This window comes from Wolbachia endosymbiont (group B) of Aricia artaxerxes, from assembly GCF_964026975.1.
Lineage (GTDB): Bacteria > Pseudomonadota > Alphaproteobacteria > Rickettsiales > Anaplasmataceae > Wolbachia.
This window is the reverse complement of record NZ_OZ034718.1, coordinates 932,668-958,832: the sequence shown is the minus strand read 5'-3', so window position 1 is coordinate 958,832 and position 26,165 is coordinate 932,668. Positions and strand designations below refer to the sequence as shown.

Below are 26,165 nucleotides of genomic sequence, written 5' to 3'. Positions count from 1 at the left end.
ATTTATGACTATTTATATACGTTTTGAAAACCACAAGCAGATTGAAACAACAACACTTGAAAACAAGCCAACTGGAAATGATTGGTATGAAGCACCAGAAGATTTTGATTGGCAAAAAAGCTATTGTTTAACAGAAGGAGGCAAAATTGCTCAGCGAAATCAAGAAGACATTGAATTGGAGTTACTGCAAAATGCGAAGTTTTCTGCACTTTCTAGTCTCCGTACTTATTATAATAACTATACTCACCAATACGCAGGATATTCTCATCAGAAGCTTAAGTCGTACGAAATACAAGCAAAAGCCGCAGAAAACATTCTAGCAGCACCAGAATCTATAGACGAAAAAGATGCAGAAATTATAGAGCCATTAGCAAAAGTACGTGGTATTACAGTTACTGAAATGGCAAGAATCATTGAAGAAAAAGTAAAAAAAGCAGTAAAAGAAATAATGAAATGTGAAGAGTTGGAAGACATTACCAAGAAGAAAATTGCAGAAGCCAAAAGTGTAGAGAACTTACTAAACGATTTTAAACAAAAGATGCAAAGAAATGGCTGAAGAATTTTTGCACGGAGTAAATGTTATTGAGGTAACCTCAGGGGCAAAAACAGTACGTGCAGCTAAATCATCAGTGATAGGTGTAATCGGTACTGCACCTGAAGCTGATGAGCAAAAATTTCCGCTAAATAAACCAGTGTTAGTTGCAGGAAGCTTAAAGGAAGCAGCAAAGCTCGGAAAGAGTGGCAGTTTACCTTCTGCAGTAAATGGAATATTTTCCCAAATCGGTGCAACAGTAGTAGTTATTCGAGTTGAAGAAAGTGAAAACAGCGATCCAAAATTAAAAGAAGAAGAGACGCTGAAGAATATAATTGGAGGAGTTGATAAAGAGACTGGAGAGTATCAAGGGATAGAGGCATTCCTCAGTAGTGAAAGCATAGTTCATGTTGCTCCAAGAATATTAATTGCACCTCAATTTACTCACCAACTACCAGAAGATGCAGTGGTTGCAGCATTAATTCCTATAGCAGAAAAGCTGAGAAGCATAATAGTAGCAGATGGACCAAATACTAATGATGAAGAAGCAATAAAATGGCGAAAGAGCATCGGCAGCTCAAGAGTTTACGTCGTTGATCCATGGATTAAGTTATTTATTGAAGGAAAAGAAGAAATCTTGCCAGCAAGCCCATTTGTAGCTGGTTTAATAGCGAAAGTAGATAGCGAACAAGGATTCTGGCACTCACCTTCAAATAAAGAGATAAATGGTATTGTTGGAACAAGCAGGCCTATTGATTTTACGCTCGGTAATACAAATTGTAGAGCAAACCATTTAAATGAAAATGAAGTAACAACGATAATTCATCAAAATGGCTATAGGCTTTGGGGCAATAGAACATGTTCAAATGACTCGAAATGGGCTTTTCTGTCAGTGAGAAGAACGGCTGATTTAATTAACGATAGTTTACTTAGGGCTCATTTATGGGCAGTTGATCGCAATATCACTAAAACTTATATAGATGATGTGATTGAGGGGGTGAATTCTTATTTGGCCAATTTAAAAGCCCAAGGAGCGATTATCAGTGGAAAATGCTATGCAACTCCCGAACTCAATACACCGGCGAATATTGCAAGCGGAAAAGTATACTTTGACTTTGAGTTTACACCACCATATCCGGCTGAGCAAATAATATTCAGATCCCATCTTGTAAATATAAGTTAGGAGAAAGCAAAGTGTTACCGAAAATACTGAGAAATTTTAACGTATTTGTAGATGGTCGTGGTTATGCAGGAAAAATAGATGAAATAACCTTACCGAAGCTTACCATAAAAACTGAAGAATATAGAGCTGGTGGTATGGATATTCCAATAAATATTGACATGGGCATGGAAAAGCTTGAAGCAGATTTTACTTTTGCAGAATATGATTCAGAACTTTTTAGACTTTTTGGTTTGATAGATGGAAATTCAGTAGCTTTGACGCTCCGTGGTGGAATGCAAGGGAGTGGTAGTAACGATATTGAAGCTGTAGTAATCAATCTCAGGGGAATATTCAAAGAATTTGACTTTGGTAGCTGGAAACCTGCTGAAAAAGCCACTCTCAAATGCACTGTCGCTGCTCATTACTATAAACTTACTATAGGTGGTAATGAGTTAATAGAAATCGATGCTGAAAATATGATTAGAAAGATAAATGGTGTTGATCAGATGGCACTACTTCAAACGGTGCTTGGAATATGAAGATTTTTAGAATTCTATTTTTTAGATGTTGATCAAATAGTTACAACATTTTACAAGATTTTATTTTTTATAGGAGAATTTTATGCAAACTATAACACTAAACAACCCAATAACAGTTGATGGTATTTCTGTCTCAGAGTTATCGATGCGTGAACCTAAAGTAAGAGATTTACTTACTATAGAACGCATAGAAGGCGAAGCTTTGAAAGAGGTAGCTTTAATTGCTAATCTAGCATCTGTGCCAAAAGAAGTAGTTGAAGATTTATGTATTAAAGATTATGTAGAAATACAAAAGGTACTAAAAGATTTTTTGTCGCCGCTGGAACAGAGGAGTTAAGATTCAATATTTTAAAACTTAGCTCAACAACAGGAAGTGGAATTGAGCAAATTATTAATATGAGTATAAAAGAGTTTCTAAAGTGGTTAGAAGTAAGTGAAGGAGTAACAAAAAAATGTCAATGCTTTCAATAAAGATCGGTGCAACGTTAGATGGCAGTTTTAATAGTGCAATGACAGGTAGTACAGCAAAGCTTTCTAAGTTGGGTGATAGTATAAAGCAGCTTGATTCGTCAATGAAATCTGTTTCCAAATTTAAGCAACTAAATCATGATGCCCTTGAAGCCATGAAGAATTGGAAGGAAGCGGAGAAGAAAGCAAAAGAATCAGCTGCAGTAATTGCTAAAGAGAAGAAGGAAAAAAAAGAACCAAGCAAAGCACTGAGAAATGAATTCGAAAAATTGAAAGCATCGGCATCAAAGGCAAAAGAGGCTTATATCAAAAAGAGAGATACACTTCACACATTAAATGAAGAAATAAGGAAAAGTGGAAAGGATATTAAATCTTTAGTGAGGGATCAAACTAAACTTGGTTCATCTATTGAAGTACTTAAAGGGAAATACAGTAAATTAGGATCTGTAATACAAAAACAGCAAAATGCTCTGGCAAAAAAAGCTTATTATAGGTCACAAGTAATGGAAACTATAGGACTAGGACTTTCACTTGCAGCACCAATTAAAGTTGCGATTGACTTTGAAAGTGCTATGGCTGATGTTAAAAAAGTAGTGAGATTTGCTGAAGATGAGGCAGCTCACAATCAAGGAGCCGCAGAATTTGGTCAGACATTGAAGGAACTGTCCCATACGATACCACTGTCGGCTGCTGAGTTAGCTCAAATTGCTGCAAGTGGTGGCCAGCTTGGTATCGACAAAGATAAGCTACTTGGATTTACCACAACAGTAGCTAAAATGGCCACGGCATTCGATATGTCCGCTGAACAAGCTGGTGATTCTATAGCTAAACTTTCTAACGTTTATGGAATTGATGTTAGCAAAATGGAACACGTTGGTAATGTAATCAATCACTTATCAGATAATACTGCTGCCAAAGCAAAAGATATGGTTGAAACTCTAGCAATAGTTGGTGGTACTGCAAAACAATTTGGTCTTGACATCAAGGAAACAAGTAGTTTAGTAAATGCCTTCGTTAGTTTAGGTAAACAACCAGCAAAAGCAGGAACTGCCATAAATGCTTTACTTTCTAAGCTCCAAACTGCTGAAGGGCAAGGCAAAGAATTTAAAGCAGCATTGGAATCCATAGGCATAACTGCAGAAGAGATGTCACAAAAAATTGCTCAAAATGGTCAAGAAGCATTACTATACTTTTTTAAAACTTTAGAGAAAACAGATAAACAAGAACGTTCGCAAATTCTTCTCAACCTCTTCGGTCAAGAATATCAGGATGATATTGCACTACTAGTTGGAAGCTTAAAGAATTATAAAGATGCCATAAATCATTTAGCTGACGAGAAAAAATTTAAAAAGTCCATGCAAGAAGAGTTTAATAATCGTGCAGCAACTACAGCAAATAACTTGCGATTATTGAAGAATGCGATAGCAGAGTTAGGAATGAACCTGGGCTCAGTAATGCTACCTCCTTTAAAGTGGATAAGTAATATTCTAAGAGAGATAACTAACCTCATAGCTTGGTTTGCAGAGAAGTGTCCAATTTTGACTACAGGAGTTATGAGCATAATTTCAGCTCTTATTATTGGTAAGATTGCAGTGGTAGGTTTTGGTTATGCATTTGCATTGGCTGGAGGTGGAATATTAACTTTTAAGGCTATTTTGCAGGGAACACTTTTGCCAGTATTAACTTCGTTATCAGCTCGAGTAATTCCAGCAGTGATCATGGGACTGAAAGCTTTAACGCTAACCAATCCTATAGGAGCTGCTATTGCTGGACTATCAATTGGTGCAGCGCTTGTAATCGCTAATTGGCAAAAGGTAAAGAACTTTTTCTCAAGTATCTGGAAATCAGTGACAAAACCTATAGAAAATTGGATTAGTGTAGAAAAATTGTTTAATGATAGTCCAATAAAAGCATTAAAGAAACCAGTAGAAGCAAAAATAGGCAGTGCAACTAGTGAAAATAGAAATGTTTTTAGTAAAGGAAATCCTTTATTAAATAATAATGCTTTTAGTGGAATTTCGAATAGTAGAACGAATATTGAAAGTGTGATTACAGAAAAAAGTTCTGCAGGAGATAATTCAGAGAAAGTTTTAAAAGACTGTGAAAAGTGTGAACAAAAAATTTTCAATCAAACTTTTACATTTAATATAAGTATAAAAGCAGAACCTAACCAAGATGTACGTAGTCTTGCTGATGCAGTAATAAAAAGAATAAGAGAAAAATCGCGAGACGTTCTATTTGATTCAATAGAACCAATTTACTAATGCTATCACTTGGTCAACATAAGTTTTCTCCAACAAGTGTAAGGTATAGTAAAGAAAATCGTTGGAGTACAATTGAGTCTATTGGTAAAATACCTTCATTACAAAATATTGGCCAAGGTACAGAAAATATAGACTTAGAAGGAATAATTTATTTCCATAATCTCAATGATTTAAATCAATTAAAAAGTATGAAAGAAGCTGAGAAAAATCAGGAACCAAGTATCTTAGTAGATAGTTTAGGAAATGTTTTGGGAAGATTTGTTATTGTGCGGTTAGAAGAAAAGCAAATGTCGTATTTTCCCTGTGGATTACCAAAAAAGGTTGAATTTAGCTTAAGTTTAAGGAGTTATGTATGACAGTACATTATATAGCACGAGAAAATGAAATGTTAGATTACATATGTTTTAAGCACTATGGATATAGCTCTGGAGCAGTAGAAATAGTATTGGAGGCTAATCCTGGTCGGCTTTGTTGCATAGCTAGTGTTGGTTGAGGTTATTGTAAGAAGAAAAGCTTTTTAATATATGGCTACTAACGAATTTTGTTGTAAAATAGGCATTTTTCAAACAAGTACAACTTATGCCACAAAAAATGAGAGTAAGTAACCAAAGAGAATATAACGAGTTTCTCAAAAAAAGAGGAAATGTTTTTCATTTTGTTAATCAAGCCATAGAAAATTGGTATGAAAATAGTCCAAAAGTTGCAGGTGGCAATAACACTTATAGTGATAAAGTTGTAATTTTAATACACATAATAGTTCATCTTTTTAGAATTGGCTTGAGACAAGCTGTAGGTTTTGTAAAAGGTTATATGGTACAAATAGGCAAAAAACTTAAGATTATCAGCTATACACAAGCTTCCAGAAGATTTAAAAAGCTTAATTTGAAGATTGATGACCATAGAAGCAATAAAGATGATCTGGAAAATGTTGAAATTGCCGTAGATAGCACTAGAGTTAGTATCTACAATAATAACGGTGGGCATAGTAAGCTTAATATTCGAAAAAGAAAATACAGTGGTTATGGTCAAGTAAGAAAATTACATGTTGTTTTAAACATAAATGATAAGAAAGCAATAAGCATGAACTACACTAGTGGTGTTGCTGTAGACTATTTGCCGGTCTGCGATATGTTAGAAGAAGTCAGTGATAAATATAACATTTGTTCTATTCGAGCAGATGCGGCTTATGATATAAAAAGTGTGTATAAAGAATGCAGAAAATACAATATTGTGCCTATTATTCGCCCTAGGAAGGATACTAAAATTTGTTTAGCTGACTACTTATCAGAAAGAAACAAGTATATTAGTAGAATTAGGTCATATGAGAATTATGAAGATGGTATTAATGAATGGAAGAAAAAAGTTAAGTATGGAGCACGGTCTTATATTGAAGTCTTTTTCTATAGGTTGAAGCAAATATTTGGGTTTGGCTTGAAAAATAAATCAGAGGTAAATCGTGAAAAAGAGCTGTTAATTAAGTGCTACTTATTGAACAAATTTACTGATATAGGTATGGCTGAATTTAAATTAGCTGCGTAAATTCACTGTGATTTACATGCCTATCAGTGCTATGCAACAAAGCCATCCTGGTCTTGCAGAGTATGGAAGTTTTTTGCCTGCAGGATTAAAGATCAGGTTACCTAGAATACAAGAGCAATTAAAAAAATCGAAGTTAAAAGTGTGGGGATAAATGAAACCTGAATTTAGCATTGAAGGAATAAAAGATCATGTAATATCGGTGCATCTTACTGATGAATCTGGTACTATAGATGATATCGCAGAGGTATGTGTTGATTATGGCAATGAAAATGTAGAAGTTCCAAATGAATTGAACATAGCACTAGGTTATAAGGAAACGGGAATCTTTCCAATGGGTGTATATACAGTCAATGAAGTTACGATACAAGGCCCACCTAAGACCCTACTAATAAAAGCTCATGCAACAAATTTAAGAATATCTTTGAAGGCAAAAGTATCAAAAGAATGGCGCCAAATTACCATAGAAAACTTAGTAAAAGAAATAGCTCAAAAACATGGATATGGATACAAAGTCGCTGAGGAATTTAAGAATGTATTGATACCCCATATTAATCAGGCAGATGAAAGTGATATAAGTCTGTTAACAAAGATCGCAACAGAGCGTGAAGCAATGGCAAAATTAGCTGGTGGGTATATATTGTTTATTTCAAAAAATATGGCAAAATCAGCCACAGGAAAAGCTTTAGGAACAACGACTATTAGAACTCAAGACACAATTAATTGGAAAGTGCATTTTACCGTACGTGATAAGTATAATTCAGTAGTAGCAAAATGGCACAGCTATGAAAAGGGCGAAACTATTAAAGAAACAGTTGGTAGTAGCGAGCCAAGTTATATTATGCTGGAACTTTACTCTAATGCAGAGTGGCTTTGTTGCATAGCACTGATAGGCATGTAAATCACAGTGAATTTACGCAGCTAATTTAAATTCAGCCATACCTATATCAGTAAATTTGTTCAATAAGTAGCACTTAATTAACAGCTCTTTTTCACGATTTACCTCTGATTTATTTTTCAAGCCAAACCCAAATATTTGCTTCAACCTATAGAAAAAGACTTCAATATAAGACCGTGCTCCATACTTAACTTTTTTCTTCCATTCATTAATACCATCTTCATAATTCTCATATGACCTAATTCTACTAATATACTTGTTTCTTTCTGATAAGTAGTCAGCTAAACAAATTTTAGTATCCTTCCTAGGGCGAATAATAGGCACAATATTGTATTTTCTGCATTCTTTATACACACTTTTTATATCATAAGCCGCATCTGCTCGAATAGAACAAATGTTATATTTATCACTGACTTCTTCTAACATATCGCAGACCGGCAAATAGTCTACAGCAACACCACTAGTGTAGTTCATGCTTATTGCTTTCTTATCATTTATGTTTAAAACAACATGTAATTTTCTTACTTGACCATAACCACTGTATTTTCTTTTTCGAATATTAAGCTTACTATGCCCACCGTTATTATTGTAGATACTAACTCTAGTGCTATCTACGGCAATTTCAACATTTTCCAGATCATCTTTATTGCTTCTATGGTCATCAATCTTCAAATTAAGCTTTTTAAATCTTCTGGAAGCTTGTGTATAGCTGATAATCTTAAGTTTTTTGCCTATTTGTACCATATAACCTTTTACAAAACCTACAGCTTGTCTCAAGCCAATTCTAAAAAGATGAACTATTATGTGTATTAAAATTACAACTTTATCACTATAAGTGTTATTGCCACCTGCAACTTTTGGACTATTTTCATACCAATTTTCTATGGCTTGATTAACAAAATGAAAAACATTTCCTCTTTTTTTGAGAAACTCGTTATATTCTCTTTGGTTACTTACTCTCATTTTTTGTGGCATAAGTTGTACTTGTTTGAAAAATGCCTATTTTACAACAAAATTCGTTAGTAGCCATATATTAAAAAGCTTTTCTTCTTACAATAACCTCAACCAACACTAGCTATGCAACAAAGCCACTCTTAATTGGGGGTATGTTCGACTTAGGAAAGGTTTTCATAAATGTTGGAGTGAATAAGTAGGAATATTATGTTTTTTCTTTGAGTTGTGAAATTTCAGAATGAGAGAGGCCAGTTGTCTGGGAAATAACATCAATGGGGATATGTGTGATTCATATAGGTTATTACAATAAAAATGTAAGATCAAATAGAAATTTGTACTTGTGATAGTTTATATACCTTATTACAATTATGGTGGGAAGTATATCAACAATAAAAGCCGCAAGTAAATGGACTCTAAAGTTAAGCTACGCCTGAATGGTTCTGTCGCATCTATAAATCCTGGTATGTAACATTTGTAGGAAAGTAGAAAAGAAGTGATATGATCATCTAAAAAAAAAGCAAAGATGTTTCGTATTAGTTCAAAATTATTGCCATATTTCAAAGGATTTAGCTTTTCAGCAGAGATAATAATGTTATCTGTATATATGAAATGTAGATTCTCTTTGAGCTATTGAGATTTGGAAGAAATGCTGAGTATAAGGGGAGCAAAAATTGATCATGCTACGTTACAAAGGTGGGTTATCAGATTTGTGCCACTGATAGATGAAGCGGTAAGGAAAAGGAAGAAGCAGGTTGGCAGTAGCTGGAGAATGGACGAGACCTACGTTAAATTAAACGGCAAATGGGTTTATCTATACAGAGCACTATTGGTAATACTGTAGACTTTCTGTTGTGTGCTCGTAGAGACAAGTCTGCGGCACTTGCGTTCTTTCGTAAAGCCTTTAGAGAGAATAACCTTCCTGAGAAAGTAGTAATTGATAAAAGCGGCAGTAATACTGCTGCTCTTGATGATTTGAATACAGAAATTTCTGAAGATTGTAGAATCATGGTTTTTCAAATAAAATATCTAAATAATATTGTCGAACAAGATCATAGATTTATCAAAAAACGAATAAAGCCAATGCTTGGTTTTAAGAGCTTCCACTCCGCAAAGATTACCATTACCGGCATAGAAAATATTCGTATGATTCAAAAAAGACAAATTATCGGGGCTAATGATAATGTTTCTACTTTTGAGAATTTTGCTATGCTAATTGCTCTATAACTCCCATAATCCCAGTTTAACGATCTTCTTGTACCACAATTTATAGATGCGACAGAATCAAATTTTCATAATGTAAATGAGATTTATTTTGTTTGTGTCCTGACATCAGAATCAAAGAGAAGGTTGAAAGAATCAGCACGCTTTTGATCTTCTGCTATTTCTTGATCAATTTCTTCTACATCGTAACCCAATTCTGAAACAACTTCTGAGCGACTCTTAAATCCATTTCTTACTGCCATCTGTTGTGCTTGTTGGTCTTTCAGTGGATCCACCCAATCAAACCCTTGAGATATCCATTTTACTTCTTTCAGCGTTTGATCATCTGTTGTAGAAAGTTTTCCAGATAAAAGAGCAAGCTCTAGCCATCTATTCCATATAGGTCTGCAAAACTGATATACCATAATATTATGCTGCAACATTGAGCATCTTCTTCTGAACTCTATTAACCCTGCACGAATAGATGAATAATTAACACCTGTTAAATCTCCTGTTAGTTGCTCATATGTTATTCCTGTGCCTATTGCAATAGCTCTCAGCTGCTGTCTCATGAACGCTTCATAACTTCCACCAACATCAGATGGTTCTGAAAATTTTATGTCTTCTCCTGGGTCTAAAAGCTGCATTGTTCCTGGCTCTAAACCTGATAGTGCTACTCCTTGCTCATTTGCTTCGCCTTCTCCTAAAATATTTGCTTCAGGATCGAGTCTCGTAATAAATCCAGCAAACATTGCTGCAGTTTTCTTTCTCACCAGCTCTGCATCATCATATTGATCAAGCTCATAAAGTTTCAGAAGTATACTCGAAAGCCATGGCTCTCCTCTAATTTGCCCAGGTCTTAATGGTCTATAGATATGTAAAACATCATTTGCTGGCACTCTCACTGATTCTCCAAATGAGCCTTCTCCTGGATGTTCTCTAAATAAGTAATATGCTTCTCTTTGCCCAAGTCTATTGAACTCAATCCCGTTTCTTATTACATTACCATTTCCTAAAGTTTGATTTGTTTTATTATCTAAATGTTCAGACTCAAGTACTTGCAGTTGTAATGGTACAGAAAATTTATCTTCCAGCTTTCTCGTTCTTAAACGTACAAAACACTCTCCTCCCTCTATCATACTTCTGCATACTAGAGCTTGTAATCCATAAAAATCACTTATTCCACAGCTATCTGCTTCATCTGTCCATTTCAGCCACAATCCTTGTACTTTCTTTCGAAATTCTCCATCTCTTGCTTTTGATTGTGGTTTTATTCCTGTTCCAATAGAGTTACTTACTATCGTATCAATTATATTTGCAGCGTAAGGATTTTTTCTCACCATATCACGTGATCTACTACGTAAAGTTTCAAGGCTTTGAGACAGCAAATTGTTTATACTTCCTAACTCTGGTTGAAAGTGAAAAAATCTTCTTCCTGAGTCTGCTGCATCCCACGCTGAGCCTTTTATCTTTGGCTTACTAAATAGTTGTTTGAACGATTTTAATAGCATTTTGCCTCTTTGATTATGCAGCAGTTTGTTGCGCAATTTGACATTAAAAAATTACAGCAAGCTGCTGGAGAGTCTGGCTGTTAACACTTTATAAATTATGCATGAGGCTCTTGCACAAATACCAACGCTTATTCTGGGCTGCGTTCATAAATGTCCTTCCGATGTCCCATTGCAGTAATAGTTACTGTGTGTTTTAAGTAGTTTATCCTATAAATTACACGATAATCACTTACTCGTATCCTAAAATACCCTTTGAATTCATGCGATAATGCTTTACCTATTGCTTTAGGGTTGGTTGCAAGACGACTATCTACAGCTCTTCTCACTCTAGATCTTATCGTTTGTGGTAATGCAAGAAAGTCCTCCTCAAGAACTCTTTTTGAATAGATAATATCGTATCCCAGCTTGTATCTCCACCTTTAGACTGTTTTTGCAGATAATATTCTATTCCAATCTACATCCTCACTTCTAATTTCTTCATCACCTCTAGCATCACGCTCAAGAGAAAGCTTAGCCAACTTTATATCTACTTCATCTATTTCATCATCTTCTTCAGATAATTTGCTTGCTTCAATTTCTTCTTCCACTAGGTCCTTTACAACTTCTCCTATAGTTCTATTTTGAACTTTTGCCATTTCTATAAGGTAGTGAGCAAATTCCCCCTCAAAATTTACATTAACATTAAGCCTTTCTTGACTTTGATCCATATTTTAACTAGAAAATACCAATTTTAAACTATAACATTTTTACACAATTTTGTCAATCCCCTTACTTGTCGCAATCACAATTCTTCTCTTCGGTCTCACACCTGCAACTTTCAGTTCAGCTTTAATACGTTGTCTTAAGCTTAGCAGGTCATTTATCTGAACTTCAGCATATCTCACAACATGGTCACCATATGCAATTGATACTACTCGCTCTCCGTTTTGCAGCTTCTTTATCGCTTCTTCGACTTGACTTAAATATTCTTGATTGTACATTTTACTTCTCATTCAACCATTTACTTTGCCTCACTTTTTTAGGCTTTTTGCTTTCCATTTTTCCACTTAAACTATTCCATTTACTCTCTGGCCATCTGTCTACTCCCAGTGCTATCGATGCTGCTCTTGCGTAAATTCGGCAATCTAGTACTTCATTTCTTTCTCTTACCTTCTGCCACTCTTGTTTAGTGTATCCTTTTACTACTTTGCTGACTAATTGCTCTGCCGTTAGTTGCTTAAAATATTCAGGTGCATACTCAGGAAAATGACAATATCCTGCTGGCACTTTTTCTTTTTCCCCGTTTTTTAAAACATTAAGTAATTGAAAAAGCTCTGACTTTAATATCGATACTCCTACTGGCCAGAGCTTTATTCCTCTCTTTAGCTTTTGACCACCAACTGTTATATCAACTCTACTTGGGCTACTCAGCGGCACTAGTGCTTTATTTACACCTTTCACTGCCATTACTCTTCCAGACCCTTGATGACTTCTCACCCAGTTGTAAACTTCCTGCGTTGCATACCCTGCATCAACTGCCATCATGCTTATCATATATTCAAGATCATTTTCACCGATAAAATGATGATTGAGTAACTCTGAAAGCTTTCCCCATACTTCTCCTACTCCTGTATCTCCTTCAAATACTCGGTAGTCTATTGGGTTCTGTCGCATCTATAAATCCTGGTATGTAACATTTGTAGGAAAGTAGAAAAGAAGTGATATGATCATCTAAAAAAAAAGCAAAGATGTTTCGTATTAGTTCAAAATTATTGCCATATTTCAAAGGATTTAGCTTTTCAGCAGAGATAATAATGTTATCTGTATATATGAAATGTAGATTCTCTTTGAGCTATTGAGATTTGGAAGAAATGCTGAGTATAAGGGGAGCAAAAATTGATCATGCTACGTTACAAAGGTGGGTTATCAGATTTGTGCCACTGATAGATGAAGCGGTAAGGAAAAGGAAGAAGCAGGTTGGCAGTAGCTGGAGAATGGACGAGACCTACGTTAAATTAAACGGCAAATGGGTTTATCTATACAGAGCACTATTGGTAATACTGTAGACTTTCTGTTGTGTGCTCGTAGAGACAAGTCTGCGGCACTTGCGTTCTTTCGTAAAGCCTTTAGAGAGAATAACCTTCCTGAGAAAGTAGTAATTGATAAAAGCGGCAGTAATACTGCTGCTCTTGATGATTTGAATACAGAAATTTCTGAAGATTGTAGAATCATGGTTTTTCAAATAAAATATCTAAATAATATTGTCGAACAAGATCATAGATTTATCAAAAAACGAATAAAGCCAATGCTTGGTTTTAAGAGCTTCCACTCCGCAAAGATTACCATTACCGGCATAGAAAATATTCGTATGATTCAAAAAAGACAAATTATCGGGGCTAATGATAATGTTTCTACTTTTGAGAATTTTGCTATGCTAATTGCTCTATAACTCCCATAATCCCAGTTTAACGATCTTCTTGTACCACAATTTATAGATGCGACAGAACCTCTCAAATACCTCTTCAGGAAAATCTTCAAATTCACAAGATGAATTGCCTTCAAGGTCGTTACTACCAAATAAATTATATTGTACTACCTGCTTAAAACTAAACATACCTATACCCCCTACTAAAATAAACAAGTAATATATTGTATGCGCTATATATCATAAATACAATCAATTTGAATATAATCTATTTACTAATTCGTATTGTGAATTTTTATAGAGTAGGTTTAGGTGTAAAATATTATAATACCATTAAAGCAGGTGAATAAAGCATAGTCTTTTTGAAAGGATAAATTTAATGAAAAGACCATACTAATTAGTGTTATAAGGAATTGAATTATTTACTTTCTCCAAAAAACATAAAAAGATCGTATATTTGTGAGAACAATTTAAGCAAAAGCTGCGTTATGAAAATAGAAGCTTGAAATTTTTGCAACAAAGCCAAGTAAATTGGTTCGCATGTAAATATGGCTGAAGTAGGCTAATATAGCTGCTTTTACTATATAATAAATTGATATAAAGAAAAGTTCGCACGGATCTAGCGGTAGACCAAACCATCCCAAAACAAACACTTCTCACAACAGTTGGTTTTGAGTTCTAAAAATGATTATATTATTAAAGATAGTAGAAATAGAGTATTATCTTATTATTGAATTTAAGATTGAAGAGCCTCTTAAGGGAGTGGGTAATGTTAATGCTAAAAGACGGTAAAGGCTACACTTTCCTGCATATAGCTGCAAGGTATGGTGATTTAGATATGGTAGAAAAGCTTCTAGATATGGGAGCTGATATTAATGCTAAGGATAATGATGGTTGTACTTCTCTGCATTTATCTGCAAGATATGGTCGTTTAGGAATATTAGAAAAGCTTTTAGATAGGGGAGCCGAGGTTGATGCTAAAAATAACAGAGGCTCTGCTCCTCTGCATATGGCTGCAGAGCATGGTCATTTAGAAGTATTAGAAAAGCTTTTAGATATGGGAGCTGAGGTTGATGCTAAAAATAACAGAGGCTCTGCTCCTCTTCATATGGCTGCAGAGCATGGTCATTTAGAAGTAGTAGAAAAGCTTTTAGATAGAGAAGCTAAGGTTGATGCTAAAAACAATGATGGTTTAACGCCCTTAGAATTGGCAAACAACGAAAATAAGTCAGAAGTAGTAAATTTTCTTTTAGGTTACAAAGATAAGTACGGTTATACGTTGTTGCATTATACTGCTTTAGATAATGACCCAAGTCTCATAGGCTTTTTATTAGAAAAAGAGATTGATGTTAATGCTAAAGACAATTATGGCTGTACTCCTCTGCATGTAGCTTCTTTCAAAGATCATCTAAATGTAGCAGAGGAACTTTTAGATAGAGGGGCTGATATTAATGCTAAAGACAATTATGGCTATACTCCTCTGCATGTAGCTTCTTTCAAAGATCATCTAAATGTAGTAGAGAAGCTTTTAGATAGAGGGACTGATATTAATGCTAAAGACAATTATGGCTATACTCCTCTGCATGTAGCTGCAAGATATGGTTATTTAAATATAGTAGAAAAACTTTTAGACAAGGGAGCTAAAATTGATGTTAAGAATAACATCGGTTATCCTATACACGAAGCTGCTCTAAATGGTCATTTAGATGTAGTAAGAAAGCTTTTAGAAAAAGGGGCTAATATTGATGCTAAAAATAGTGATGGTTTAACACCTGTAGAATTAGCAAACAACAAAAATAAGTCAGAAGTAGTAAATTTTCTTTTAGGTTACAAGGATAAGAATGGTTATATGTTGCTGCATTATGCTGCTAAGAATAATAACTCGGATTTAGTAGACCTTTTATTAGAGAAAAGGGCTAATATTAATGCTAAAGACAATAAAGGTTGTACTCCTCTACATGTAGCTGCAAGATATGGTCATTTAAATGTAGTAGAAAAGCTTTTAGATAAGGGAGCTAAAATTGATGCTAAAAATAATGATGGTTTAACACCTTTGGAATTAGCAAACAATGAAGGTAGATCAGAGATAGTAGTTTTTCTTATAAGCTACAAAAATGAGTACGGTTATACATTACTACATTATGCTGCTTTAGCTAATGATCCAAATTTTATAGACTTTTTATTGACAAAAGGGGCTGATATTAATGCTAAGGATAACGATAATTCTACTCCTCTGCATCTGGTTACAAGGTATGGTCATTTAGATATGGTAAGAAAGCTTTTAGATCAGGGAGCTAAAATTGATGCTAAAGACAACGATGGTTTAACGCCTTTAGAACTAGCAAACAATGAAGATAGGTCGGAGATAGTAGTTTTTCTTATAAGCTACAAAGATAAGAACGGTTATACGTTGCTGCATTATGCTGCTGAGAATAATAATTCAGATTTAGTAGACCTTTTATTAGAGAAAAGGGCTAATATTAATGCTAAAGACAATAAAGGTTGTACTCCTCTACATGTAGCTGCAAGATATGGTCATTTAAATGTAGTAGAAAAGCTTTTAGATAAGGGAGCTAAAATTGATGCTAAAAATAATGATGGTTTAACACCTGTAGAATTAGCAAACAACAAAAATAAGTCAGAAATAGTAAGTTTTCTTTTAGGTTGCAAAGATAAGTACGGTTATACGTTGCTGCATTATGCTGCTAAGAATAATAACTCAGATTTAGTAGACCTTTTATTAGAGAAAGGGGCTGATATTGATGCTAGAAACAATTATGGCTCTACTCCTTTATACATTGCTATTCTGAGTGGTCATTTAAATATGGTAAAAAAGTTTTTAGACAAGGGAGCTGAGATTGATATTAAAAATAATGATGGTTTAACATCTTTAGAACTTGCAAATAATGAAAATAAGTCAGAAGTAGTAAATTTTCTTTTAGGTTACAAAGATAAAAATGGTTATACGTTGCTGCATTATGCTGCTAAGAATAATAACTCAGATTTAGTAGACCTTTTATTAAAGAAAAGGGCTGATATTGATGCTAAAGACAATAAAGGTTGTACTCCTCTACATGTAGCTGCAAGATATGGTCATTTAAATGTAGTAAAAAAGCTTCTAGAGAAAGGGGCTGATATTAATGCTAAAAACAATGATGGTTTAACACCTTTGGAATTAGCAAACAATGAAGGTAGATCAGAGATAGTAGTTTTTCTTATAAGCTACAAAAATGAGTACGGTTATACATTACTACATTATGCTGCTTTAGCTAATGATCCAAATTTTATAGACTTTTTACTAACGAAAAGGGCTAATATTAATGCTAAAGACAATAAAGGTTGTACTCCTCTACATGTAGCTGCAGGGCATGGTCATTTAAATGTAGTAAAAAAGCTTCTAGAGAAAGGGGCTGATATTGATGCTAAAAACAGTGACGGTTTAACGCCCTTAGAATTAGCAAACAATGAAGGTAGATCAGAGATAGTAGTTTTTCTTATAAGCTACAAAAATGAGTACGGTTATATGTTGCTGCATTATGCTGCTTTTGCTGATGGCCAAGATTTGATAGGCTTGTTATTAGATAAAGGGGCTGATATTGATGCTAAGAATAATGATGGTTCTACTCCTCTGCATGTAGCTGCAAGTTATGGTAAGTTAAATGCAGTAAAAAAGCTTCTAGAGAAAGGGGCTGATATTGATGCTAAGGATAATGATGGTTACACTTCTCTACATATGGCTGCAGGGCATGGTCATTTAAATGTAGTAAAAAAGCTTCTAGAGAAAGGGGCTGATATTGATGCTAAAAACAGTGATGATTTAACACCTTTGGAATTAGCAGACAACGAAGATAAGTCAGAAGTAGTGAATTTTCTTGTAAGCTACAAGGGTATGTACGGTTATACGTTGCTGCATTATGCTGCTGAAAATAATAACTCAGATTTAGTAGACTTTTTATTAGACAAAGGAGCTGATATTGATGCTAAGGATAATGATGGTTACACTTCTCTACATATGGCTGCAGGGCATGGTCATTTAAATGTAGTAAAAAAGCTTCTAGAGAAAGGGGCTGATATTGATGCTAAAAACAATGATGGTTTAACGCCCTTAGAATTAGCAAACAATGAAGGTAGATCAGAGATAGTAGTTTTTCTTATAAGCTACAAAAATGAGTACGGTTATATGTTGCTGCATTATGCTGCTTATGCTGATGGCCAAGATTTGATAGGCTTGTTATTAGATAAAGGGGCTGATATTGATGCTAAGAATAATGATGGTTCTACTCCTCTGCATGTAGCTGTAAGTTATGGTAAGTTAAATGCAGTAAAAAAGCTTCTAGAGAAAGGGGCTGATATTGATGCTAAGGATAATGATGGTTACACTTCTCTACATATGGCTGCAGGGCATGGTCATTTAAATGTAGTAAAAAAGCTTCTAAAGAAAGGGGCTGATATTGATGCTAAAAACAGTGATGGTTTAACACCTTTGGAATTAGCAAACAACGAAAATAAGTCAGAAGTAGTAAATTTTCTTTTAGGTTACAAGGATAAGAACGGTTATACGTTTCTGCATTATGCTGCTAAGAATAATAACTCAGATTTAGTAGATCTTTTATTGACAAAAGGGGCTGATATTAATGCTAAAGATAATAGTGGAAATACTCCTCTGCATACGGCTGCTCTAAATGGTAAATTACAGGTATTAGAAAAGCTTTTAGATAGGAAAGCTAAGGTTGATGCTAAAAACAATGATGGTTTAACGCCCTTAGAATTGGCAAACAACGAAAATGAGTCAGAAGTAGTGAATTTTCTTGTAAGCTACAAAGGTATGTACGGTTATACGTTGCTGCATTATGCTGCTAAGAATAATAACTCAGATTTAGTAGATCTTTTATTGACAAAAGGGGCTGATATTAATGCTAAAGATAATAAAGGTTGTACTCCTCTACATGTAGCTGCAAGATACGGTCATTTAAATGTATTAGAAAAGCTTTTAGATAGGGAAGCTGATGTTAATGCTAAAGACAATAAAGGTAATACTCCTCTACATACGGCTGCTCTAAATGGTAAATTACAGGTATTAGAAAAGCTTTTAGATAGGGAAGCTAAGGTTGATGCTAAAAATAACAGAGGCTCTACTCCTCTTCATATGGCTGCAAAGTATGATCGTTTAAATGTGCTGGAAAAGCTTTTAGATAGGGGAGCTGAGGTTGATGCTAAAAATAACAGAGGCTCTGCTCCTCTTCATATGGCTGCAGAGCATGGTCATTTAGAAGTAGTAGAAAAGCTTTTAGATAGAGAAGCTAAGGTTGATGCTAAAAATAACAGAGGCTCTACTCCTCTTCATATGGCTGCAGAGCATGGTCATTTAGAAGTATTAGAAAAGCTTTTAGATATGGGAGCTAAGGTTGATGCTAAAAATAACAGAGGCTCTGCTCCTCTGCATATGGCTGCAGAGCATGGTCATTTAGAAGTATTAGAAAAGCTTTTAGATATGGGAGCTGAGGTTGATGCTAAAAATAACAGAGGCTCTGCTCCTCTTCATATGGCTGCAGAGCATGGTCATTTAGAAGTAGTAGAAAAGCTTTTAGATAGAGAAGCTAAGGTTGATGCTAAAAACAATGATGGTTTAACGCCCTTAGAATTGGCAAACAACGAAAATAAGTCAGAAGTAGTAAATTTTCTTTTAGGTTACAAAGATAAGTACGGTTATACGTTGTTGCATTATACTGCTTTAGATAATGACCCAAGTCTCATAGGCTTTTTATTAGAAAAAGAGATTGATGTTAATGCTAAAGACAATTATGGCTGTACTCCTCTGCATGTAGCTTCTTTCAAAGATCATCTAAATGTAGCAGAGGAACTTTTAGATAGAGGGGCTGATATTAATGCTAAAGCCAATTATGGCTATACTCCTCTGCATGTAGCTTCTTTCAAAGATCATCTAAATGTAGTAGAGAAGCTTTTAGATAGAGGGACTGATATTAATGCTAAAGACAATTATGGCTATACTCCTCTGCATGTAGCTGCAAGATATGGTTATTTAAATATAGTAGAAAAACTTTTAGACAAGGGAGCTAAAATTGATGTTAAGAATAACATCGGTTATCCTATACACGAAGCTGCTCTAAATGGTCATTTAGATGTAGTAAGAAAGCTTTTAGAAAAAGGGGCTAATATTGATGCTAAAAATAGTGATGGTTTAACACCTGTAGAATTAGCAAACAACAAAAATAAGTCAGAAGTAGTAAATTTTCTTTTAGGTTACAAGGATAAGAATGGTTATATGTTGCTGCATGGCTTTGTTGCATAGCTAGTGTTGGTTGAGGTTATTGTAAGAAGAAAAGCTTTTTAATATATGGCTACTAACGAATTTTGTTGTAAAATAGGCATTTTTCAAACAAGTACAACTTATGCCACCTATAGAAAAAGACTTCAATATAAGACCGTGCTCCATACTTAACTTTAAAAAATGAGAGTAAGTAACCAAAGAGAATATAACGAGTTTCTCAAAAAAAGAGGAAATGTTTTTCATTTTGTTAATCAAGCCATAGAAAATTGGTATGAAAATAGTCCAAAAGTTGCAGGTGGCAATAACACTTATAGTGATAAAGTTGTAATTTTAATACACATAATAGTTCATCTTTTTAGAATTGGCTTGAGACAAGCTGTAGGTTTTGTAAAAGGTTATATGGTACAAATAGGCAAAAAACTTAAGATTATCAGCTATACACAAGCTTCCAGAAGATTTAAAAAGCTTAATTTGAAGATTGATGACCATAGAAGCAATAAAGATGATCTGGAAAATGTTGAAATTGCCGTAGATAGCACTAGAGTTAGTATCTACAATAATAACGGTGGGCATAGTAAGCTTAATATTCGAAAAAGAAAATACAGTGGTTATGGTCAAGTAAGAAAATTACATGTTGTTTTAAACATAAATGATAAGAAAGCAATAAGCATGAACTACACTAGTGGTGTTGCTGTAGACTATTTGCCGGTCTGCGATATGTTAGAAGAAGTCAGTGATAAATATAACATTTGTTCTATTCGAGCAGATGCGGCTTATGATATAAAAAGTGTGTATAAAGAATGCAGAAAATACAATATTGTGCCTATTATTCGCCCTAGGAAGGATACTAAAATTTGTTTAGCTGACTACTTATCAGAAAGAAACAAGTATATTAGTAGAATTAGGTCATATGAGAATTATGAAGATGGTATTAATGAATGGAAGAAAAAAGTTAAGTATGGAGCACGGTCTTATATTGAAGTCTTTTTCTATAGGTTGAAGCAAATATTTGGGTTTGGCTTGAAAAATAAATCAGAGGTAAATCGTGAAAAAGAGCTGTTAATTAAGTGCTACTTATTGAACAAATTTACTGATATAGGTATGGCTGAATTTAAATTAGCTGCGTAAATTCACTGTGATTTACATGCCTATCAGTGCTATGCAACAAAGCCTTGCTGCATTATGCTGCTAAGAATAATAACTCGGATTTAGTAGACCTTTTATTAGATAAGGGGGCTGATACTAATGCTAAGGATAATGATGGTTACACTTCTCTGCATATGGCTGCAGAGCATGGTCATTTAAATGTAGTAAAAAAGCTTCTAAAGAAAGGGGCTGATATTGATGCTAAAAACAGTGATGGTTTAACACCTTTGGAATTAGCAAACAACGAAAATAAGTCAGAAGTAGTAAATTTTCTTTTAGGTTACAAGGATAAGAACGGTTATACGTTGCTGCATTATGCTGCTAAGAATAATAACTCAGATTTAGTAGATCTTTTATTGACAAAAGGGGCTGATATTAATGCTAAAGATAATAGTGGAAATACTCCTCTGCATACGGCTGCTCTAAATGGTAAATTACAGGTATTAGAAAAGCTTTTAGATAGGAAAGCTAAGGTTGATGCTAAAGACAATAAAGGTAATACTCCTCTACATACGGCTGCTCTAAATGGTAAATTACAGGTATTAGAAAAGCTTTTAGATAGGAAAGCTAAGGTTGATGCTAGAAATAACAGAGGCTCTACTCCTCTGCATATGGCTGCAAAGTATGATCGTTTAAATGTGTTGGAAAAGCTTCTAGAGAAAGGAGCTAAGATTGATGCTAAGAATAATGCTGGTTATACTTCTCTGCACTTGGCTGCTTTCACAGGTCATTTAGATATAGTAAAAGAACTTTTAGATATGGGAGCTAAGGTTGATGCTAGAAACAATGATGGTTTAACGCCTTTGGTATTAGCAGATAATGAAAATAAGTTGGAAATAGTAAATTTCCTTTTAAGTTACAAAAATAAGAACGGTTATACGTTGTTGCATTATACTACTTTAGATAATGACCCAAGTCTCATAGGCTTTTTATTAGAAAAAGGAATTGATATTAATGCTAAAGATAATAGTGGAAATACTCCTCTGCACTTGGCTACTTTAAATGGTAAATTACAGGTAGTAAAAAAGCTTCTAGAGAAAGGAGCTGATATTAATGCTAAAGATAATAGTGGAGATACTCCTCTGCATGTACCTTCAAGGTATGGTCATTTAGAAGTATTAGAAAAGCTTTTAGATAGGGGGAGTAAGATTAATGCTAAAAATAACAGAGGTTATACTCCTCTGCATGTAGCTGCAAGGTATGGTCATTTAGAAGTATTAGAAAAGCTTTTAGATATGGGAGCTGATATTAATGCTAAAAATAACAGAGGCTCTACTCCTCTGCATATGGCTGCAGAGCATGGTCATTTAGAAGTAGTAGAAAAGCTTTTAGATGAACGAGCTAAAATTTATGCTAAAAACAATGATGGTTTAACGCCCTTAGAATTGGCAAACAACGAAAATAAGTCAGAAGTAGTAAATTTTCTTTTAGGTTACAAAGATAAGAGTGGTTATATGTTACTACATTATGCTGCTCAGGATAATAACTCAGGTCTGATAGGCTTTTTATTAGAAAAAGGAGCTAGGATTGATGCCCAAAACAATGATGACTCCACTCCTCTACATCTGGCTGCTCTGAATGGTCATTTGAGCGCAGTAAAAAAACTCTTAGACAAAGGAGCTAGGATCAATGCTAAAAACAATGATGATTGTACTCCTCTACACTTGGCTGCGAGCTATGGTCAGTTAAAAGTAGTAAAAGAGCTTTTAGACAGAGGAGCCAATGTTGATGCTAAGAGTAATGATAGTTATACTTCTTTGCATTTTGCTGCTAAATTTGATCACTTGAATATAGTAAAATATCTCATAAAAGAAGGAGCTGATGTTAATGTTAAAAACAGTGATGGCGACACTCCTCTGAACATAGCTACTAAGCTTAATCGTTTAGATATAATAAAATACTTTAAGTCAGAAGGTGCTCTTCGTAGCCGTCGTAGTATCGAATCTAAAGAATTACCAAAAGAGATTGAAGATTTGCACTACTATTATAATGAGCTTGTATCAGATAATTCATTACAGAGTAATAAGATAGACTATAACAGGGAAAATAATAATCAAGCTGCAAGTGGGGCAAGTAAGCCATCTTCGTGGATAAACTGTTTATTTAGTTGGGTGAAAAGCTCTATGAGTGGGTTATTAGGTTCGAGAGCTACTCTGTCTGAGGAAAAATTAAATACTAAAAGTTCAATATCACAACCGATGGATGTAGATGGTACAATACTATTACTTGATGTGCTGGTTAGAAAGGTCACGGGTCAAAAGTATATTTCCACGGTAGGTCAGTCTATACCACCATTAGAAGCACAGGGCTATGCATTAAATATTACAGAGGGATTTGAGAAAGTAGTAAATCAAGCTGCATTAAGAAGTGGCATATCAATGCATCGATTAAATATTGATTTTGTGGAAATACAGCAAGAAGTTAAAAGAAAAATCATAAGAGGTAAATATAATGAGATTTCAGGAATTTTAAACTCACATATAGAGAAAGCATGTCCTGGCGGAGAAGCTGGTAAATTAAGTCCGAAGAAATTTGACAAACTTATAGCGCAATTTGATAAGGGCCTGCTAAATCAATCAATAGAGCAGATATTACACAACAGAGATGGTAGATTAGAAGTTGATGATACAAAGCAAATGAGTTTAGAGCCTCAAAGTTATTTAAGTAATGCTTCAGTTCACAGCCATTCAAAAGTATCAACTTGTCTTTCTGAGATAGGAGTAACCAAACTTGGAGGTAATATCAATAGGTAGGTTATAATATAAGAGGTGCAGCTATAATATGCCAAGTAGTGGAAAATTTAAAGTGAAGGTAGCCAAAATAATTAGGGATACCAGACCAAGTTTGATGGTCCTAATACTAAAATGGATGAAGTAGACATAAAATGCTAAGTGGTTAATGTGTTTTCCATATTGAACTTACAGCACGTAGCTTTGATATAGAAGTTTGGGTAACGTTATGATATTAATTTATATAATTCTATGTGCAATCTTTATAGCTATTTTACACAGTTCATTAGACTCTTAATGGCTTTGTTGCATAGCACTGATAGGCATGTAAATCACAGTGAATTTACGCAGCTAATTTAAATTCAGCCATACCTATATCAGTAAATTTGTTCAATAAGTAGCACTTAATTAACAGCTCTTTTTCACGATTTACCTCTGATTTATTTTTCAAGCCAAACCCAAATATTTGCTTCAACCTATAGAAAAAGACTTCAATATAAGACCGTGCTCCATACTTAACTTTTTTCTTCCATTCATTAATACCATCTTCATAATTCTCATATGACCTAATTCTACTAATATACTTGTTTCTTTCTGATAAGTAGTCAGCTAAACAAATTTTAGTATCCTTCCTAGGGCGAATAATAGGCACAATATTGTATTTTCTGCATTCTTTATACACACTTTTTATATCATAAGCCGCATCTGCTCGAATAGAACAAATGTTATATTTATCACTGACTTCTTCTAACATATCGCAGACCGGCAAATAGTCTACAGCAACACCACTAGTGTAGTTCATGCTTATTGCTTTCTTATCATTTATGTTTAAAACAACATGTAATTTTCTTACTTGACCATAACCACTGTATTTTCTTTTTCGAATATTAAGCTTACTATGCCCACCGTTATTATTGTAGATACTAACTCTAGTGCTATCTACGGCAATTTCAACATTTTCCAGATCATCTTTATTGCTTCTATGGTCATCAATCTTCAAATTAAGCTTTTTAAATCTTCTGGAAGCTTGTGTATAGCTGATAATCTTAAGTTTTTTGCCTATTTGTACCATATAACCTTTTACAAAACCTACAGCTTGTCTCAAGCCAATTCTAAAAAGATGAACTATTATGTGTATTAAAATTACAACTTTATCACTATAAGTGTTATTGCCACCTGCAACTTTTGGACTATTTTCATACCAATTTTCTATGGCTTGATTAACAAAATGAAAAACATTTCCTCTTTTTTTGAGAAACTCGTTATATTCTCTTTGGTTACTTACTCTCATTTTTTGTGGCATAAGTTGTACTTGTTTGAAAAATGCCTATTTTACAACAAAATTCGTTAGTAGCCATATATTAAAAAGCTTTTCTTCTTACAATAACCTCAACCAACACTAGCTATGCAACAAAGCCATGCAGAGTCAGCGCTGAGTGCAGCAAATGCCAAGTTGAAACAATTGAAGCGTAACAATGAAACTTTAGATATAACTATGCCTGGTAATCCTCAAATTTTTGCAGAAGCTAAACTTAATCTTATAGACTTTAACCAAGCGGTAGATGGTGAATGGATAGTTAATAGAGCGGAGCATACTCTAAATAGCTCAGGCTACCTTACTATGTTATCAGCATCTTTGAGTAAGTAACGTTAAGGAAAAATAAGTATATAGTCTATTCAATGTAAAGAAACTACTGAATATGAGTCAACTGAAATGTAATGAAAAGGAAAAAATACATTTTGTATGGTTTATAATATTAATGGTATGTGTTGTTATTACTTATTGCTACCAAAGATCTAAAGCTGCAGATAATTATAACAAAACATTACAAGTGGCTACTAATAATTGCAACTTAGAAATAGTAAAACTTTTAGTAAAAGACATGGCTCCAAACTTGAGTGGAACAACGTTACATTTTGCAGCAAGAAAAGGATGTTTAGACATTATCAGATTTTTAATAGAAGAGGAAAAAGTAAATATAAACGCACTTGATAGAAATGCATTTAAAAGAATAGCTTTACATCACGCTGCAGGTGAAGGACACCTAGAAGTTATTAAGTTTTTATTAGACAAAGGTGCAGACCCTACCATTAGAGACACAGATGGGAAAAACCCAAGAGATGTAGCTGTACTAAGATCAAGGCACAATAAAGATAAACCTTACAGAGAAATCATTAAGCTACTTGCAGAAGCAGAGGATCGATACGAATCAACAAAGAGTAATCACTGAAGCTATAAGTTTCTATAATCTGTATATAAACTTCCAAAACTATCCATAATGGATTAATATTCTTACATGAAAAAGCAAAAAATCCCAATAGCGGTAATAATAACAACAGCTGTACAGACTATAGGGTTCATATGGTGGTTGGCAAAACTCGACTTACGTGTACAAATCAATGATAAATTTATAGAAAAAAACCAAGGACTAATAGAAATAGTCTATCGACTTGAAGAGAGAGTGAAAAACCTCACTGAAGAAGTCAACGAACTTGAAGCTATTCACAAACACAAATAACGACTGAATTTTAC

General features: G+C 34.2%; 23 protein-coding genes and 3 pseudogenes. 18 read left to right on the top strand and 8 right to left on the bottom strand.

The genetic code is table 11. From position 1 onward, the window contains the following. Window positions 1-4: 4 nt before the first annotated feature. The 10 genes from AAGE00_RS04320 (at window position 5) to AAGE00_RS04275 (ending at window position 7,402) form a co-directional block, all read left to right on the top strand. A complete protein-coding gene (locus tag AAGE00_RS04320) occupies window positions 5-556 on the top strand; it encodes a hypothetical protein (RefSeq protein ID WP_341815172.1) in 552 nt (183 codons plus the stop codon). Continuing rightward, entirely contained in the window at window positions 549-1,715 is a 1,167-nt protein-coding gene (locus AAGE00_RS04315; protein ID WP_341814054.1) for a phage tail sheath subtilisin-like domain-containing protein, read from the top strand. Before AAGE00_RS04320 ends, AAGE00_RS04315 begins: the two co-directional genes overlap by 8 nt. A gap of 11 nt (window positions 1,716-1,726) precedes the next feature. Continuing rightward, window positions 1,727-2,233 (top strand): phage major tail tube protein, encoded by a 507-nt coding sequence (locus AAGE00_RS04310; protein ID WP_341815171.1) that lies wholly within the window; start codon window positions 1,727-1,729, stop codon window positions 2,231-2,233. 82 nt (window positions 2,234-2,315) lie between these two features. After that, window positions 2,316-2,570 carry a phage tail assembly protein gene (locus AAGE00_RS04305; protein ID WP_262986551.1) on the top strand — a complete coding sequence of 85 codons (255 nt, stop codon included), beginning with the start codon at window positions 2,316-2,318 and terminating at the stop codon, window positions 2,568-2,570. A 115-nt stretch (window positions 2,571-2,685) separates the two neighbouring features. Then, complete coding sequence (locus tag AAGE00_RS04300) at window positions 2,686-4,965, top strand: phage tail tape measure protein (protein WP_264954164.1); 2,280 nt, start codon at window positions 2,686-2,688, stop codon at window positions 4,963-4,965. After that, window positions 4,965-5,321 (top strand): phage tail protein, encoded by a 357-nt coding sequence (locus tag AAGE00_RS04295; RefSeq protein WP_213863735.1) that lies wholly within the window; start codon window positions 4,965-4,967, stop codon window positions 5,319-5,321. Before AAGE00_RS04300 ends, AAGE00_RS04295 begins: the two co-directional genes overlap by 1 nt. Beyond that, entirely contained in the window at window positions 5,318-5,458 is a 141-nt protein-coding gene (locus AAGE00_RS04290; protein WP_410542144.1) for a tail protein X, read from the top strand. Before AAGE00_RS04295 ends, AAGE00_RS04290 begins: the two co-directional genes overlap by 4 nt. An 86-nt stretch (window positions 5,459-5,544) precedes the next feature. Continuing rightward, the gene (locus tag AAGE00_RS04285) at window positions 5,545-6,504 is read left to right on the top strand and encodes an IS5 family transposase (protein ID WP_341815149.1); all 960 of its coding nucleotides are present in this window, start codon (window positions 5,545-5,547) and stop codon (window positions 6,502-6,504) included. Between the two features lie 31 nt (window positions 6,505-6,535). Beyond that, the gene (locus AAGE00_RS04280) at window positions 6,536-6,655 is read left to right on the top strand and encodes a tail protein X (RefSeq protein WP_341815170.1); all 120 of its coding nucleotides are present in this window, start codon (window positions 6,536-6,538) and stop codon (window positions 6,653-6,655) included. Beyond that, the gene (locus AAGE00_RS04275) at window positions 6,656-7,402 is read left to right on the top strand and encodes a phage tail protein (RefSeq protein WP_341815169.1); all 747 of its coding nucleotides are present in this window, start codon (window positions 6,656-6,658) and stop codon (window positions 7,400-7,402) included. A 12-nt stretch (window positions 7,403-7,414) separates the two neighbouring features. Here the strand turns inward: AAGE00_RS04275 and AAGE00_RS04270 are convergent, their stop codons facing one another. Then, window positions 7,415-8,374, bottom strand: coding sequence for an IS5 family transposase (locus AAGE00_RS04270; RefSeq protein WP_341815149.1), 960 nt, complete (start codon window positions 8,372-8,374; stop codon window positions 7,415-7,417). Between the two features lie 502 nt (window positions 8,375-8,876). Between AAGE00_RS04270 and AAGE00_RS04265 the strand changes: the two are divergent. Then, window positions 8,877-9,577 (top strand): annotated as a pseudogene (locus AAGE00_RS04265) (IS6 family transposase). A gap of 83 nt (window positions 9,578-9,660) precedes the next feature. Here the strand turns inward: AAGE00_RS04265 and AAGE00_RS04260 are convergent. From AAGE00_RS04260 to AAGE00_RS04240, 5 genes and pseudogenes are all read right to left on the bottom strand, one after another. Then, window positions 9,661-11,064 (bottom strand): phage portal protein, encoded by a 1,404-nt coding sequence (locus AAGE00_RS04260; protein WP_213863747.1) that lies wholly within the window; start codon window positions 11,062-11,064, stop codon window positions 9,661-9,663. Window positions 11,065-11,192: 128 nt separating this feature from the next. Then, on the bottom strand, window positions 11,193-11,390 hold the full coding sequence (locus AAGE00_RS04255; protein ID WP_019078751.1) for a type II toxin-antitoxin system RelE family toxin: 198 nt from the start codon (window positions 11,388-11,390) through the stop codon (window positions 11,193-11,195). A 93-nt stretch (window positions 11,391-11,483) separates the two neighbouring features. Then, complete coding sequence (locus tag AAGE00_RS04250; protein ID WP_007302904.1) at window positions 11,484-11,771, bottom strand: hypothetical protein; 288 nt, start codon at window positions 11,769-11,771, stop codon at window positions 11,484-11,486. 39 nt (window positions 11,772-11,810) lie between these two features. Next, on the bottom strand, window positions 11,811-12,044 hold the full coding sequence (locus tag AAGE00_RS04245) for a gpW family head-tail joining protein (RefSeq protein ID WP_213863749.1): 234 nt from the start codon (window positions 12,042-12,044) through the stop codon (window positions 11,811-11,813). Between the two features lies 1 nt (window position 12,045). Continuing rightward, window positions 12,046-12,702, bottom strand: a pseudogene (locus AAGE00_RS04240) (terminase gpA endonuclease subunit); the annotation flags it as partial. An 89-nt stretch (window positions 12,703-12,791) separates the two neighbouring features. Here AAGE00_RS04240 and AAGE00_RS04235 point away from each other — a divergent pair. Further along, window positions 12,792-13,492, top strand: a pseudogene (locus AAGE00_RS04235) (IS6 family transposase). Here AAGE00_RS04235 and AAGE00_RS04230 read toward each other — a convergent pair. Next, window positions 13,487-13,657: a hypothetical protein gene (locus AAGE00_RS04230; RefSeq protein WP_264953188.1), complete on the bottom strand. Its 171-nt coding sequence runs from the start codon at window positions 13,655-13,657 to the stop codon at window positions 13,487-13,489. The pseudogene AAGE00_RS04235 and the gene AAGE00_RS04230 overlap by 6 nt on opposite strands. 580 nt (window positions 13,658-14,237) lie before the next feature. Here AAGE00_RS04230 and AAGE00_RS04225 point away from each other — a divergent pair. The 3 genes from AAGE00_RS04225 to AAGE00_RS04215 all read left to right on the top strand — a co-directional run bounded on the left by AAGE00_RS04225 (window position 14,238) and on the right by AAGE00_RS04215 (window position 23,656). Continuing rightward, the gene (locus AAGE00_RS04225) at window positions 14,238-19,778 is read left to right on the top strand and encodes an ankyrin repeat domain-containing protein (protein WP_341815168.1); all 5,541 of its coding nucleotides are present in this window, start codon (window positions 14,238-14,240) and stop codon (window positions 19,776-19,778) included. Window positions 19,779-19,937: 159 nt separating this feature from the next. Further along, window positions 19,938-20,885 carry an IS5 family transposase gene (locus AAGE00_RS04220; protein WP_341815167.1) on the top strand — a complete coding sequence of 316 codons (948 nt, stop codon included), beginning with the start codon at window positions 19,938-19,940 and terminating at the stop codon, window positions 20,883-20,885. Between the two features lie 26 nt (window positions 20,886-20,911). Further along, window positions 20,912-23,656, top strand: a complete 2,745-nt coding sequence (locus AAGE00_RS04215) for an ankyrin repeat domain-containing protein (RefSeq protein WP_341815166.1) — start codon at window positions 20,912-20,914, stop codon at window positions 23,654-23,656. Window positions 23,657-23,975: 319 nt separating this feature from the next. On the opposite strand, the gene AAGE00_RS04210 is transcribed toward AAGE00_RS04215, so the two are convergent. Beyond that, window positions 23,976-24,935: an IS5 family transposase gene (locus tag AAGE00_RS04210; protein ID WP_341815149.1), complete on the bottom strand. Its 960-nt coding sequence runs from the start codon at window positions 24,933-24,935 to the stop codon at window positions 23,976-23,978. Window positions 24,936-25,037: 102 nt separating this feature from the next. Here AAGE00_RS04210 and AAGE00_RS04205 point away from each other — a divergent pair, with 102 nt between their 5' ends. The 3 genes from AAGE00_RS04205 (at window position 25,038) to AAGE00_RS04195 (ending at window position 26,151) form a co-directional block, all read left to right on the top strand. Beyond that, window positions 25,038-25,280 carry a hypothetical protein gene (locus tag AAGE00_RS04205; protein WP_341815165.1) on the top strand — a complete coding sequence of 81 codons (243 nt, stop codon included), beginning with the start codon at window positions 25,038-25,040 and terminating at the stop codon, window positions 25,278-25,280. A 52-nt stretch (window positions 25,281-25,332) separates the two neighbouring features. Further along, the gene (locus tag AAGE00_RS04200; RefSeq protein WP_265024771.1) at window positions 25,333-25,863 is read left to right on the top strand and encodes an ankyrin repeat domain-containing protein; all 531 of its coding nucleotides are present in this window, start codon (window positions 25,333-25,335) and stop codon (window positions 25,861-25,863) included. 66 nt (window positions 25,864-25,929) lie between these two features. Next, window positions 25,930-26,151, top strand: a complete 222-nt coding sequence (locus AAGE00_RS04195) for a hypothetical protein (RefSeq protein WP_341815164.1) — start codon at window positions 25,930-25,932, stop codon at window positions 26,149-26,151. Window positions 26,152-26,165: the final 14 nt, after the last annotated feature.